Raw genomic sequence first — 14,043 nt, forward strand, 5'->3', positions numbered from 1 at the left:
ATGGACCGCCAGGGGAAACAAAAAACGGCTCCAATAGAGGCTCTGGCTATGGGAGTGGTGGTCACTGGGCTAGCCCTGGACACTGCCTTGGGAGATCAATTACAAACTTGGACAAAGTTGTTACAGGGAAAAACGGCCATCAAGCCCAAGCAACCTTTTATAAACTTGCCATCGTTCCCCTTGGCATTACAGGGAAATTATCCTCGTTCCCTGGGACAATTGGTTCCGCCCTTGGTGCAGGCCGCCATTGATGATGCCCAACTTGATCCCGCTGAACAACCCTGGGGAGTGGCGATCGGTTCTAGTCGGGCTAACCAATGCCATTGGGAAGATTGGGTTGGGCGCAACATTAAGCCTCCGGTGGCCCCCAACTTTAAGCTTGTGGATTGGTGGCAGACTTTACCTGATCAGGCCGCCCGTTTAGCTGCCCAACTTCTACCGGAAGTAACGGTGATGCAATGCCCCATGGCCGCCTGTGCCACTGGGTTATGGGCGATCGCCCAGGGAGTGGAGTTAATTAGAACAGGCCATTGCCAACGGGTGTTGGCCGGGGCAGTGGAAGCCCCCATTACACCGCTCACATTGGCTGGTTTTAGCAAAATGGCCACGCTAGCACCGGATGGATGTTATCCCTTCGATCGCCAGCGCCAGGGTTTAGTGTTGGGGGAAGGGGGAGCTTTGTTAGTATTGGAAACCCGGGAATTAGCCCAGAAGAGAAAAGCCAGAATTTACGGTGAAATTTTGGGTTGGGGTTTTAGTTGTGATGCACTCCATCGTAGTACTCCTGCCTTTGATAACCACAGTGCCCAGCAAGCCGTGAAGCATTGCCTCACCCGCAGTGGTTTAACCCCAGAGCAAATTGACTTGATTCATCCCCACGGCACTGGCACTCTTTTCAACGATCAACGGGAGGCCGCTTTAATCCAAACTCTTTTTCCTCAAAATCCTCTCATTACTTCCAGCAAAGGGGCCACTGGCCATACCCTGGGCGCTTCCGGGGCGATCGCCGTAGCTTTGACTTTATTAAGCCTTCATCAGCAAAAATTGCCCCCCTGTGTTGGTTTGAAAGAACCTGAATTTCCCCTCAACTTTGTCCGCATTGAATCAGTTCAGCCAGCAACTAGCCCTTTAAACTATGGTCTCTGCCTCAGTTTTGGCTTTGGCGGCCAGAATGGGGCGATCGCCGTGGGACACGCACCACTACCAACAAAATGAACCGGACGTCAAGTCTCGTTGACAAAAATTAACATTATGTTTACTATAAAAAACATAAGGCTATGGAAACCCGACAGAATTCCTTTGCATGAACTATTAAGGGCACGGGTTCTAGGGGTTTCGGTACCTTCCATTGACATTGAGTTCTCCTAGATATGCCCTCGGTGATGCCGGGGTATTTTTTTGACCGTCTGAATGTTTTTTGTTTAATCCCGCTGGATGGACTTAATTAGTTCCCCCTGAGGGTTAACTAAATCGATCATCAATGGCATTTGTCCCGCTGCATGGGTAGAACAACTAAGGCAGGGATCATAACAACGAATACCCGCTTCCACCCGGTTTAAAAACCCTTCTTGCACATCATGATTGCGAATGTAGTGTTTGGCAATTTGGGCCACGGTTTTATTCATGGCTAAGTTATTGTTGCCCGTGGCAATGATCAAATTCACTTTCTTAATTAGACCATCTTCATCTATCTTGTAATGGTGGAATAAAGTACCCCGGGGTGCTTCGCTCACTCCCACCGCTTCGGTACAATTAATTTCTGCCTTAGCTCGACAATTTTTGGACAAAATATCAGGGTCAGCCATTAACAATTCGATGGCTTCTAAACAGGCAAGAATTTCCACCAAGCGGGCGTAATGATAAAAGAAAGAGGACGTGGCCACACCTCCAGCCCGTTGCCGATATTCTTCTAATTCTTGGTCTGCTTCCGGGGTGCCAATGTGATGACAAACATTAAGGCGGGCAAGGGGACCAACCCGATAAATGCCATCGGGATAACCCAGAGATTTGTAGTAGGGAAATTTTAAATAGGACCATTTTTCCACCGATTCACCAATAAAATCAGCGTAATTATCTTCACTGAGATTGTCCGCGACAATATTGCCTTCACTGTCGGTAAACCGCAGGGAGCCGCCATAATGTTCCCATTCATTATTTTTCCCAACTAAGCCCATAAATAGGGAGGGAAATTTGCCAAATTCTGCCACTTCTGTTTGGAAGCGGTCCAACATATTTTTAAACAAATTTAAGGCTAAATAAACGGTTTCTTTTGCTTCTGGTAAACGGTCCACAATCCATTGTCTGCCTTCTTCCGACAACGGCGATCGGACTCCACCGGGCACTGACCAAGCAGAGTGGATTTTTTTAGCTCCCAAAAGTTCAATTACCGTTTGGCCAAATTGCCGTAACCGAATACCTGCCCTAGCTAAATCGGGGTCAGCAGCAATTAAACCAAACACATTGCGAGTAGCGGGATCACTGTCCCAACCAAGCAGAAAATCAGGACTGCTGAGATGGAAAAAACTTAGGGCGTGGGATTGGGTAATTTGCCCTAAATTCATTAAACGGCGCAGTTTTTCCCCGGCTGGAGGGATTTGCACCGCCAGTAACTTATCCCCGGTTTTAGCCGCACAGAGCAGATGGCTAACCGGACAAATGCCGCAAATACGGGCGGTAATACCAGCCATTTCCCACATGGGACGACCTTCGCAAAATTTTTCAAAACCCCGATACTCCACCACATGGAAACGAACATCATCTACGTTGCCCTGGTCGTTGAGGAAAATGGAGATTTTGGCATGGCCTTCAATCCGGGTAACGGGATCGATAACAATGGTTTTAGACATGGGATTGATTATTGTTGATTTAGATATTTTTTGAGCAGTAAATATAGAAAGCCGGATCTTGTAATAAATATTCAGGAATTTAAATCAATCTAACTACTGTTAGCAATAACTAATTTTATTCTAGGGAAATTTTGTTGTACGGAATTGAACAGTTTTTTGTCACAGGTATAAAAATCTATCTGCATTTTTTCTGCTAAAGCTAAATAATGGACATCATAGGCGGCTGACAATTGAAACTTTTCGGCGATCGCCAAAGCATCCTGGTGTAGTTCTGAGTTTGAATAAAGTTCAATGCCGAGATTAAAACTTTCTGTAAGAGCAATTTGGGCTTGAGTGTAGTTAATCTGATTGGTCTTGTTTAAACGCCACAAAACATTAGTCACCTCATAGTTGATTAGATCAGGAGCAACAATTTTAGTATTTGCGTTACACCATTTATTCCACATCTCAAGATAGATAGTTTCTTCATAATACCCAACAAGAAGTCGGACAATAAAATTTGAGTCAATACAAATTGTGAAAGAAGTTTGGTTGGTCATACCTAAAAATCATTTTCCAAAACAGGCTTGTAGAACATCTTGGGTTCTTTCCTCACGCATTTCTTCGATGATTTCATCTATAGAAAGATCAAAAGGTTTTCCCTGACGAGAAGCATAAATTTCTTGGCGATTGGTTTCAATTTTCCCCAAAACCTCCTGCCAGTTGCTATTTTTTTCTGCCAAATGAGTTTCCAATAACTTTTGCTCCTCTGGGGAAAGACTTTGAATTATTTGAACCAAGGATTCTACTAATTGGGTATTCATTATTAAATCTCCTGAATAGCTATTTTGCAAACTGTTTAGAAAACTTGAATTTTAACCAAATTTGATCATTGCTCGCCCTTCCATGAGGGGATGTTCCCCATTTAATAATGGTTCTAGCGTTGCTCGAATACGGTGGGCATCGGGAGGACAACCGGGCATAAAAATATCCACCGGAATAACCTCATGTAGGGGAATAACCTTGTCTAATAGAGGCGGCACAATACCAGGTTCATCGGGCAGTTGAGGCGTCCCATCTCCCAGTTCAATATAGGCTCGGCGCAGAACCGGATCGCTACCTTTGAGCATATTACGCATACCGGGGACATTGGCGGTTACAGCACAGTCCCCAAAGGAAATTACTACCTTCGTTTTCTGTCTCAACTCCAAAGCTAACTCTAAATTTTCTTCGTTGGCGATCGCCCCTTCCACTAGGCAAACATCCACATTGTCCGGGTATTCCTTGAGATCAGAACCAACGGGACTGAAAACCACATCAACTTTTTGAGCGAGATCAATGAGCCATTCGTCCATATCAAGGAAGGACATATGACAGCCGGAACAACCAGCGAGCCAAACGGTAGCAAAACGAATTTTAGCCATGATTAAAAGTTTAGAAATGATGTTAAAAGTTCTTAAAAGTTCAACCTACCTGACCCATTCCTTTTCTTTACGGGCAGTGGCTAAAAACTCCACCTTACGGCGATCGCCAATTTTTTCAGCAGTAGTTTCTCCTTTATGGAAGATAGAACCCGTGGGACAGGCATCCACACATTTGCCACAGGAAGTACAGGCATCAACGGTTCCCCAGGGCTGATTTAAACCAGAAACAATTTTGCATTCTGCGCCCCGGTAAGCCACATCCCAAACGTGGGCTCCCTCAATTTCATCGCAAACTCGCACACAACGGGTACAGAGAATACAACGGTTATGATCAATGCCAAACATGGGATGGGATAAATCCACTTCTCGCTTGGGAAATTGATATTTAAATCGGCTGTGATCCATACCCACCGTAATGGCCATATCTTGCAATTCACAGTTGCCGTTAGCCACACAAATGGCACAGACATGATTGCCTTCGGAAAAAAGTAATTCCACTGTCATACGTCGGTAATTTTGCAATTTTTCTGTGTTGGTGTGGACTACCATTTCTTCGCTCACAGCGGTAACGCAGGCGGGCATCAATTTATTCGTGCCTTCCACTTCCACCATGCACAAACGACAGGCTGCCGCTTCTGAAATCCCTTCTAAATGGCAAAGGGTGGGAATGGGAACCCCTGCTTCTTTAGCCGCTTGCAAAATACTTGCGCCTTCTTCAATGGCGATCGCCTTATCATCAATGGTTAAAGTAACAACAGACATTGGCCAAAAACTCCTTTGAAAATGAATTAACTAAATTGTTGAAGTAGCCAACGCATGACTTCTCCATGATTCGTTTGGCGTGTTTTTTGCAACGCCTCTTCCAAAACAGCTAAATTTAATCCAGGTAAAACTAAAGATTCTCGAATTTGGTAGCTCCCTTGGTTTTCCATTTTAAACCCCATGATTTTAGTGGCCTTCACATCCACAATCCAATATTCTTTAACGCCTAACTCTTCATAAAGTAGCCGTTTTTTTCCTTGATCATCAGCTAAGGAAGTATTGGCAATTTCGATAACTAAATCTGGGGGAGGATAATCATTTAAATTGACAATACCTGTTCCAGAGGGGATAGCCATAGCATTATCCCCCACATGGCAAGAAATATCAGGTTGTACCTCCCAATGACCGGGTTTACGATAACTACAGGTATCATTTCCGTTGAGCGGAATTTTCTTAAAAATTGCATACAGACTAATAGCGTTACTAATTAGGTAATGGTCTCTTGAATGATCGTTACCAACGGGAGACATTTCAATTCTCAACTGGTTTTGATAGTAGTAGAACTTTGCTTTGTCATAATCGGGATTTTCAGTGGCTTGGATAAATTCTTCCCAGGTGGCCTCAGTCCAAGTGTCACTTTTGATGGGAGCAGTTAAAACATTCATGGTGTTTCAGAAAAGTTAACTGAGTGGATAAATTACCGAACTAGACTTTGAGTAATTCTTCATATTCATGACGAAAATAGCGCAGGGTACTTATTACCGGATTAGGCGCACTCATCCCCAATCCACAAAGGCTAGTTTCCTTAACCATATGGCAAAGATTTTCTAGTTTGATCAAGTCTTCTTGGGTAGCTTCCCCTTCTAAAAAGCGGGTTAAAAGGTCATAAAGTTGCACTGTGCCCGCTCGGCAGGGAATACATTTGCCACAGGATTCCGATTTGCAAAAATCCATATAAAACTGGGCCACGTCCACCATATTGGTGCTTTCATCCATGACAATCATGCCCCCGGAACCCATCATGGTGCCCAGGGCTAATAGGGTGTCATATTCGATGGGAGTATCCAATTTATCGGCGGGGATACAGCCTCCGGAAGGGCCCCCAGTTTGCACTGCTTTGACTTGGCCACCATTGGGTACACCGCCCCCCATTTCCTCCACCACTTGTCGCACGGTGGTTCCCATGGGCACTTCAATCAGACCAGCGTTTTCCACTTTTCCTGTGAGGGCAAAAACCTTGGTGCCTTTACTTTTTTCCGTACCAATGGAGCCATACCAATCTCCCCCTTCCCGAATGATGGGTACAACGTTGGCGTAGGTTTCCACATTGTTAATCAGGGTGGGACTTTGCCACAAACCCGATTGGGCTGGATAGGGTGGTCTTGGTCGGGGCGTTCCCCGTTTTCCTTCCACTGAGGCAATTAATGCTGTTTCTTCACCGCAGACAAAGGCACCGGCTCCTACTCGTATATCAATCTTGAAATCAATGGGAGAGTCAAAAATTTGGGTGCCCATCAGGCCATAACGTTTAGCCTGTTGGATCGCTTTTTGCAGTCGTTGGATAGCTAGGGGGTATTCCGCCCGCACATAAATGTAACCATGGTTAGCCCCCACTGCATAGGCGGCGATCGCCATACCTTCGAGGATGCGATGGGGATCACTTTCCAACACACTGCGGTCCATGAAAGCACCGGGATCGCCTTCGTCAGCATTGCAGATGACATATTTTTGCTGGCCGGGCATTTTGGCCACTGTGGCCCATTTCAAGCCGGTGGGATAACCGCCCCCACCCCGACCCCGCAGACCACTTTTGTTCATTTCCACGATCACTTCCTCTGGGGTCATTTCATAGACAACCTTATGAAGCTGTTCGTAGCCCCCTAGGGCGATGTATTCATCAATGGATTCGGGATCAATCCGGCCTGAATTTTCCAAAGCAATATTCCTTTGCAGGGCGTAGAAGGGATGGTGGGGATCACCACTGATTAAGCCTGTTTCTGCAACTGCATCGGGTTTCTGCAATTTTTTGACAATATCCCCCACCTGGTCTGGGGTAACAAATTCGTAGAGTTGATTCCGGTCATCCACCGCCACTAGGGGGCCCCGGCCACAAAACTTCATACAGCCTACCCCACAGACTTCCACTTTTTCTTCCAATCCTGCTGCGGCGATCGCCGTGGTGAGATTTTTTTTCACCGTCTCCCCTTCAGAAGAAAGACAACCGGCAGCACTACAACAACGAATGCGAATTTTTGTTTGTTTCTCACGGCTTTTGGTGGCAATTTCCTTTAATTCTTTAATGTCCATGGGGTTTAAGCTCAATAACAACAAATCAAAAAATCAACTAGAAAAGATCAAGCAATCACCTGATACTTAATATCCGTTAACTGTTACTTAACCAAGGTTGTATCGCCGCCAATACCGCTTCGTCATTCTGCTTGCCCAACACTTTGCCGTCATAGACCACGGCTGGGGCAATGCCACAGGCTCCAATGCAACGGGCCGTCACCAAGGACATTTGTCCATCCTCTGTCGTTTCCCCCGGTTTCAGATGGACTTCCTGATCTAGGGTTTTCAGCAAATCCCCCGCCCCTTTAACGTAGCAAGCCGTTCCCAAGCAGACCACACAGGTATGTTTCCCACTGGGTTTAAGGGAAAAAAGATGGTAAAAAGTCGCCACTCCAAACACCCGGCTGAGGGGTAATTTAAGCCCCCGGGCTACGTAGAGCAGAACATCCTCTTCCAGGTAGCCAAAAATTTCCTGGGCTTTATGCAGGATTTCAATGAGGGCATCCTGATTAAATTGGTTGCGCTTCATGGTGGCGTCTAACACCTTAAAACGCTTGTCTCCACTAGGATGGGCCGCAGATGGGGGCACAGTTTGGCGATCGGTGGCAACGGTCATGGAAAAATCCTCAAAAAGGAGCAATACAGCAGATAAAAGATGATTGGGAGAGCCTAAACCAGGTAAATTTGATTGCGAAAGTTAGCCTGATTTTCACCCTTAGTCGGGAAAGAATTTGTGTGCCTCCACAATCTTGCCCACAATAACGAATGGAATCTCTAGTTGGTTGCCTTCATTGTTACATCAACTTTTAAAAAGTGAGCAAATCTTTAGCTTTCTTCAATGTCGATTACTTAATCGGGATAATTTAGACAACGAAAAAGTTGTTTTAAGCAACAAAAATAGTTCAAATAAATTGCACTAGATTTTGTTAATATTTCGTAACTAAATTAATATCGATTACTTCCCTTTAGTGAATAAAGTTAAATATTGCTTGCCATTGTTGGTGGGATTTTGTACATTGAATACATGGAGCCGAAGGGCTTCACTGGCAGATAAAAACAGCCACTTCCGTCCGAAAACCCTAGTTTAACAAGAGAGGTAAAACCGAGCTGTTTCTTTCTAAATCTGTCTCGTTTGTTTCTCAGTTCATCGCTCAGATGACGGACAACACCCAAACCGAAAATAGTCGCAACCCCAATTGCTAGCCATGGGAGATAGGCACTGACCTTGTATTAGGTATTTGCAGCTCCGGTCATGCTCGAAGAAAGGAGGGTAAGTCGAACTAGTTACTAGGTTCTGGGTGTTGTTTGGAAGTGATTTCTAGGGAAAATATAAAGAAAAGAAAATATAAAGAAAAGAGGATAGGAGAAATCTATTTTTTATGGTGAGAGGATAAAAGTTGAGTATTGTCGATGAGTAGTTCGCCGAAGGTATTGAATCCTCAGGGCAAGCCATATGCTAGTGACACGAGTGATGAGGAGTGGAAGGTAATTGAGCCCAAGTCACCAGCCCAGCACCAAAAGGATTTGGGCATCCTAGAGAGTTAGACCTACGAGAAATAAATTATCAATGCCATCTTTTATTTACAGCGCACAGGATGTCAATGGGAGATGTTCCCCTATGATTTCCCTCCCCCATCAGACAGTATATAAATATTTTCACAAGTGGCAAAGGAAGGGAATTTGGCAACAAGTTCATGATGGATTACGTAAAGAGGTGAGAAAAAAGATAGGAAGAACTCCCAACTCTACTGTGGCAATGGTGGACTCCCAATCCGTTAAAACAACGGAAAAAAGGGGGAGGTATATGACTTTGATGGTGGCAAGAAAATTAAAGGACGTAAACGGCATATCGTAATTGAGGTCGTTAAGCGTTCATCTAAGGAATTTGAACTTTTAGCCGAGTGTTGGGTGATAGAGCGTACTTTTGGTTGGTTAAATCGCTATCGGCGATTAAGCAAGGATTACGAACTTTATACCGAAATAAGTTAAGCAATGATTTATGGTGCCCTCATCCGTATAATGCCTTCTCGTATTACTTTTTAATTTTTACTTCAGAAACTAGCTCTTAGTTCCATTTGGGATTCTAACCGTTGCATTGCTAAAGTACCTTCATGTAGTCTTCTTTCTTCCTCTAAATAATCTTGGTACATTTTCTCGGATTTGATATTTTCTCGTGCATTCTGTATATTTTCAGATGATTGTCGTAGATTTGTTGCAAGAAAGAAGACAAGACCAAACAAAGAAAAAAGAACAACTGTGGGCAAAGATTCTATAGACGGAAAAATATCGATTTTATTTTTTGGTTTCAAATTTGTTTTCTGGTCTTTCACTCTCTCTTCGCTAAAACCACACTAATAACATATGTCCCTAATGAAATAGAACTGGCATGTTTTAAAGATGAGCCACATTGGGGTTATTTTTTGTTTATTTTATTTTACTCTTTGCTAGGATAAATATCGGCATACTTAGGCATTAATTGTTACCTGTGACCGAAATTTTATATTTAATCCTCACTACCTTAAGACTAGACTAAATTTTTAAAATGGACAAATTTTTTTAAAATTTAATGAACGAGAATTATTATTTGCAAATTGGCAATAATAGTCTGAAACCTAAACTATGTAATTCTGAGCACACGCAGAGCTTGGGGTAAAATAACCACGGTTGACTGCTCCACCAACAATCCACTAATCCACAAAAACTAGGTCTGTCATGGTTTACACTCCTGCTCCGATTAAATTTGGTACCGATGGTTGGCGGGGGGTAATTGCAGCAGAATTTACCTTTGAGCGGGTGGTGTTGGTGGCGGCGGCGGCGGCCCAGGTGTTGGCGGCAGAATTTGGTAGTAGTGGTCGGGAACATCGCTTAATTGTGGGATACGATCGCCGTTTTATGGCGGAACAATTTGCCCTGTTGGTGGCCCAGACAGTCCAGGAATTGGGTTTTGAAGTCTGGTTGAGTGAAAGTTATGCTCCTACCCCGGCCTTTAGTTGGGCGGCCCATCACGAAAATGCCCTGGGCGCATTGGTGTTAACAGCCAGCCATAATCCCGCCAATTATTTGGGTTTAAAAGTTAAAGGAGCGTTCGGTGGTTCCGTGGGCAGTGACGTTACAGAAAAAATAGAAGCCCAATTGCAAAATTCCTTACCCCAGCCCCAAGCGGGAGGTAGTTTGCAATATTTTGATCCCTGGCCTAGTTACTGCCAAGGCTTGCAGGCAAAAGTAAATGTTCAACCCATTCGAGAAGCAGTTCAACAGGGAAAACTCCGGGTATTTGCCGATGTGATGCATGGCGCAGCCGCCAGTGGCTTGGAGCGGTTACTAGGTTGTCCCATTGATGAAATTAACGGCGATCGAGATCCCTTGTTTGGCGGTGCTTCCCCTGAACCTTTGCCCAAATACGTTCCTAAATTATTAGCAGCGCTGCAAACGGCGGCCAAAGCTGGTGGGCCAGAGTTACGGGTGGGTTTGATTTTTGATGGCGATGCCGATCGGATTGCCGCAGTAGACGGCCAGGGTAATTTTCTCAGTTCCCAGGGTTTAATTCCCATTTTGATTTACCACTTAGCTACCCAAAAAGGCCTCCAGGGAGAAATTGTTAAAACCGTTAGTGGCTCCGACCTAATTCCCAAGTTGGCAGAGCTTTACGGCATTCCCCTCACGGAAACGGCGATCGGTTATAAGTATATTGCTGATCGAATGTTAACCAGTCCAGTCTTGATTGGTGGGGAAGAATCCGGTGGCATTGGCTATGGGGGTCACATTCCTGAACGGGATGCGTTGTTATCCGCCCTATATGTGTTGGAAACAGTGGTACAGTCCCAACAGGATATTAGTGAACAGTATGGTCGACTCCAGGAAAAAGTCTGCTTTGTCAGTGAGTATGACCGCATTGATTTACCCTTGGCCAGCATGGATGTCCGCACTGCGTTGGTACAAACCCTAAATGAAAATCCCCTAACGGCGATCGCCGGAGAACAAGTGACAGATTTATTGACCACCGACGGCTACAAATTCCGTATGGCCGGTGGCGGTTGGTTGCTAATTCGCTTTAGTGGGACGGAACCTTTACTGCGGCTTTACTGCGAGGCTCCCACCAGTTCCCGGGTACAGACGGTGCTCCACTGGGCAAAGGATTGGGCAAATGGGGTAACGCCTGCCAAGCCTGCACAATCATCTCACTGAGGCGGTCCCTTTGGACGTAATCCAATAAACCATCCTCCGCCAGAATTTCCTGAACCACGTCATCCAAAGATTGGTCATGGGCCCGGGCCCAGTTGATAACCCCGGCGATCGCCACCGCCACTAATTCCTCGTTAGCGGGGAAACGGCGCAGGGCATCTAGTTCAGCGTAGGTTTTGGGGATGGCGTAGTGCATAGGGTTGGAAGCTTAGCACGGTTCTCTCCATTAAGCAATGGTTAAGTTGAAAATATTGCTCTGCAATGCAGTTAAGGCGAGATGCGAGTTAAGGAAAGCAGAAAATTTGGCAGTACATCTTCTCCCGACAAAGTATCTAGTTGTTCCAAAATTTCCACTGTTTTATAGAGAGAAACAACTCGGATAATCGGTTTGCCAGATGTCATGGCCGCACGCAAGTTGTCTCCAAGTCATTCCACATGGTTGATATCACCGTGGCAATATTTGCCAAACCGAGGTCAATGGTAGCATAGAACTACTACGCAACTAGCGCCTCTCATTACTTTATTGAAACTCTTAGCTATTTTTTGCCTGATTGATCTTTGTTCCTTTGAAAATTGCCTGAAAGCTGATAATAGTTTGGCTCCCTTTTTGTTGAAATAATTCATTCAGATTTCTATTTTTATCAAACTGATTAACCCCTTTTATCAAACTGATCAACCCCAACCTCAGTCGATAGACGTTGACTTGGGGACAGCAAGGGAGAATTTTGAAAATTGTGATTACCTCACCATCGCAAATAATTCGTCAAAGGACTGCACGGGAATATCCGGTTTACTGACAATTTCAACAATTTTATTTTTAGCACTGGGGCTAAAGAGAGATTCCACACAAGCTTCTGCTACTTTTTGCCGGGGAATACTACCATCAAATAACGTATCTGCCCCGGCCATGACGATGGCGTTATCATTGTCCTCATTTTTCAAGCCCCCTGGCCGCACAATGGTGTAGGGGACACCACTCTGACGCAGATAATTTTCGCCCCATTGTTTCCAGACCAGAATTAAGCCAAACAGATTGAGGGGATGGAAGAGGTTAGACACACAAAGGGAAGACACCAACACTAATTGTTCAATGCCATTGGCTTTGGCTATATCCACCAGGTTGCGAGTGCCTAGATAATCCACTTTGAAAGGCCCGGTTAAGTCCGCACTGGGTCTGGCCCCGGCCGCATTAATCACCACTGTGCAACCGGCGATCGCCGCCTTGATGGTTTCTGGTTCCAGCAGGTCTCCTACCATAATCTCTGTTCCTGGGGGTAACACCGCCTTAGCGCTGTCGTAGTTCCGCACCAAAGCCCGCACTGCAATTTGGCGATCGGTTAAGGTATTGACAACTCGTTTGCCTGTTTCTCCGGTGGCGCCGATAACTAAAACTTTCATGGTTAAATTCAATTAATTTTGAAGTAAAGGTGATAAATATTTTAAGTCTGGAACTAGAAAGCAATTTCCGTTAAGCGCCGTTGCAACATTGTCGGAAACTGTCCGTAGTAACGCTTATTCAACGGTGAAGGGTGAGGTAAAGGCATTAATCTAACAATTTTTTGACTACCTTTGCCTGCCGCCGTTTTCGCTTTGATCAAAACATCTAATGAGCATTCGTACCTATCCCCCCCTTGGAAGAATTCATCCAACTGGCCCTTGGGGGCATAGGGAGCAAACCATTTAAAAGCTTCCGTTCCCAGGGTGATAATTTGTTTCCCTTGCCAATGGAACACTAACAATTGCTCCACAAAAGGGCGAAACCTTTCCTTAACTTTGACAGAATAAGCCTTATTTTCCGGGGGTTTATAGGGCACCGTATTAGTAAGCAAAATCCTTTGACAGACCGTTTGTAAATCATCTTGTCCCCTGGGAACCCGACCCTGCCAAGCTTCAAAAAACCCCTTCCTCACTAGCCGCCCTGCCGCTCCGATTAAGGGTTGTCCTTGGCGCACCTCATCCGCCCCTAAATCCCTGCCAAAAAAACAGAGCTGACTACCGAGGTTACCCCCAAATAAAATTGGATCTAGGGCATCTTTGCCGGCCTGCTCATAAATGGGAGAGTCTAGGGGAAATGGTTCCCGTTCTGCTTCTTGGCGAATAGTGCGGATCAGGGTTTGAAGCTCTGACATGGAAGAAACTGAGATAACTGATTGGCAAAAAAATCGGTAGGAAAAACTAGGAGATCCATGGCCTCGCCCAAGGAAAAATATCCTAGGGTCACAGACAGATAAATGTTAAAGACTGTTGCAGAAGTGTGCGTCTCCGTTAATGCCATGGTAGTTTTTATAGGGGCCACAAGTCCCTCAATTCAGCACTTGCCGATTATTTTTCAGTCAACAGTATTGCTCAAGGAGGAAAAAGGACAGTGTCAGCTACCCAGGTAGACGTTTCCCAGCCCCAAGAAGCCATCAGTGATTACGTGGCGGAACTGCAACTGCACATGACGCTCCAAGCCCGTAACCTGGTCCCCACCCTAACCCAAACCCCAGGGCCATGTCATAGCCTCGTGCATGAAAGCCAGGCCATGGTAGAAAAAATTATCTCCCGTCAGCGCTGCTAGG

General features: G+C 45.2%; 14 protein-coding genes and 2 pseudogenes. 5 read left to right on the plus strand and 11 right to left on the minus strand.

Going from position 1 to position 14,043, the window contains the following annotated elements; genetic code table 11:
* A complete protein-coding gene (locus tag SYNPCCP_RS07885; protein WP_010872715.1) occupies nucleotides 1–1,215 on the plus strand; it encodes a beta-ketoacyl-ACP synthase in 1,215 nt (404 codons plus the stop codon).
* A gap of 206 nt (nucleotides 1,216–1,421) precedes the next feature.
* On the opposite strand, the gene SYNPCCP_RS07890 is transcribed toward SYNPCCP_RS07885, so the two are convergent.
* The 8 genes from SYNPCCP_RS07890 to hoxE form a co-directional block, all read right to left on the minus strand.
* Nucleotides 1,422–2,846, minus strand: a complete 1,425-nt coding sequence (locus tag SYNPCCP_RS07890; protein ID WP_010872716.1) for a Ni/Fe hydrogenase subunit alpha — start codon at nucleotides 2,844–2,846, stop codon at nucleotides 1,422–1,424.
* Between the two features lie 89 nt (nucleotides 2,847–2,935).
* Nucleotides 2,936–3,385, minus strand: a complete 450-nt coding sequence (locus SYNPCCP_RS07895; RefSeq protein ID WP_010872717.1) for a type II toxin-antitoxin system VapC family toxin — start codon at nucleotides 3,383–3,385, stop codon at nucleotides 2,936–2,938.
* A gap of 9 nt (nucleotides 3,386–3,394) precedes the next feature.
* Nucleotides 3,395–3,679 (minus strand): hypothetical protein, encoded by a 285-nt coding sequence (locus tag SYNPCCP_RS07900; RefSeq protein ID WP_223211368.1) that lies wholly within the window; start codon nucleotides 3,677–3,679, stop codon nucleotides 3,395–3,397.
* Between the two features lie 21 nt (nucleotides 3,680–3,700).
* On the minus strand, nucleotides 3,701–4,249 hold the full coding sequence (locus SYNPCCP_RS07905) for an oxidoreductase (RefSeq protein WP_010872719.1): 549 nt from the start codon (nucleotides 4,247–4,249) through the stop codon (nucleotides 3,701–3,703).
* 45 nt (nucleotides 4,250–4,294) lie between these two features.
* Nucleotides 4,295–5,011 carry a bidirectional hydrogenase complex protein HoxU gene (gene hoxU / locus SYNPCCP_RS07910; protein WP_010872720.1) on the minus strand — a complete coding sequence of 239 codons (717 nt, stop codon included), beginning with the start codon at nucleotides 5,009–5,011 and terminating at the stop codon, nucleotides 4,295–4,297.
* 26 nt (nucleotides 5,012–5,037) lie between these two features.
* Nucleotides 5,038–5,676: a Uma2 family endonuclease gene (locus tag SYNPCCP_RS07915; protein ID WP_010872721.1), complete on the minus strand. Its 639-nt coding sequence runs from the start codon at nucleotides 5,674–5,676 to the stop codon at nucleotides 5,038–5,040.
* 40 nt (nucleotides 5,677–5,716) lie between these two features.
* Nucleotides 5,717–7,318, minus strand: a complete 1,602-nt coding sequence (gene hoxF / locus SYNPCCP_RS07920; RefSeq protein WP_010872722.1) for a bidirectional NAD-reducing hydrogenase diaphorase subunit HoxF — start codon at nucleotides 7,316–7,318, stop codon at nucleotides 5,717–5,719.
* A gap of 76 nt (nucleotides 7,319–7,394) precedes the next feature.
* A complete protein-coding gene (hoxE, locus tag SYNPCCP_RS07925; protein WP_010872723.1) occupies nucleotides 7,395–7,916 on the minus strand; it encodes a bidirectional hydrogenase complex protein HoxE in 522 nt (173 codons plus the stop codon).
* Nucleotides 7,917–8,710: 794 nt separating this feature from the next.
* Here hoxE and SYNPCCP_RS17120 point away from each other — a divergent pair.
* A pseudogene (locus SYNPCCP_RS17120) lies at nucleotides 8,711–9,286 on the plus strand (transposase); the annotation flags it as partial.
* A 65-nt stretch (nucleotides 9,287–9,351) separates the two neighbouring features.
* On the opposite strand, the gene SYNPCCP_RS07935 reads toward SYNPCCP_RS17120, so the two are convergent.
* On the minus strand, nucleotides 9,352–9,630 hold the full coding sequence (locus tag SYNPCCP_RS07935; protein ID WP_020861773.1) for a hypothetical protein: 279 nt from the start codon (nucleotides 9,628–9,630) through the stop codon (nucleotides 9,352–9,354).
* Between the two features lie 382 nt (nucleotides 9,631–10,012).
* Here SYNPCCP_RS07935 and SYNPCCP_RS07940 point away from each other — a divergent pair, with 382 nt between their 5' ends.
* The gene (locus SYNPCCP_RS07940; RefSeq protein WP_010872725.1) at nucleotides 10,013–11,485 is read left to right on the plus strand and encodes a phosphoglucosamine mutase; all 1,473 of its coding nucleotides are present in this window, start codon (nucleotides 10,013–10,015) and stop codon (nucleotides 11,483–11,485) included.
* A 337-nt stretch (nucleotides 11,486–11,822) separates the two neighbouring features.
* A pseudogene (locus SYNPCCP_RS17860) lies at nucleotides 11,823–11,988 on the plus strand (IS1 family transposase); the annotation flags it as partial.
* Nucleotides 11,989–12,220: 232 nt separating this feature from the next.
* Here SYNPCCP_RS17860 and SYNPCCP_RS07945 read toward each other — a convergent pair.
* Together SYNPCCP_RS07945 and SYNPCCP_RS07950 are read right to left on the minus strand one after the other, a co-directional pair.
* On the minus strand, nucleotides 12,221–12,880 hold the full coding sequence (locus SYNPCCP_RS07945) for an SDR family oxidoreductase (RefSeq protein ID WP_010872727.1): 660 nt from the start codon (nucleotides 12,878–12,880) through the stop codon (nucleotides 12,221–12,223).
* A 53-nt stretch (nucleotides 12,881–12,933) separates the two neighbouring features.
* A complete protein-coding gene (locus SYNPCCP_RS07950; RefSeq protein WP_010872728.1) occupies nucleotides 12,934–13,611 on the minus strand; it encodes a uracil-DNA glycosylase family protein in 678 nt (225 codons plus the stop codon).
* A gap of 236 nt (nucleotides 13,612–13,847) precedes the next feature.
* Here SYNPCCP_RS07950 and SYNPCCP_RS07955 point away from each other — a divergent pair, with 236 nt between their 5' ends.
* A complete protein-coding gene (locus SYNPCCP_RS07955; protein WP_010872729.1) occupies nucleotides 13,848–14,042 on the plus strand; it encodes a hypothetical protein in 195 nt (64 codons plus the stop codon).
* Nucleotide 14,043: the final 1 nt, after the last annotated feature.

This window comes from Synechocystis sp. PCC 6803 substr. PCC-P (assembly GCF_000284455.1).
In the GTDB taxonomy this organism is placed as follows: Bacteria; Cyanobacteriota; Cyanobacteriia; order Cyanobacteriales; family Microcystaceae; genus Synechocystis.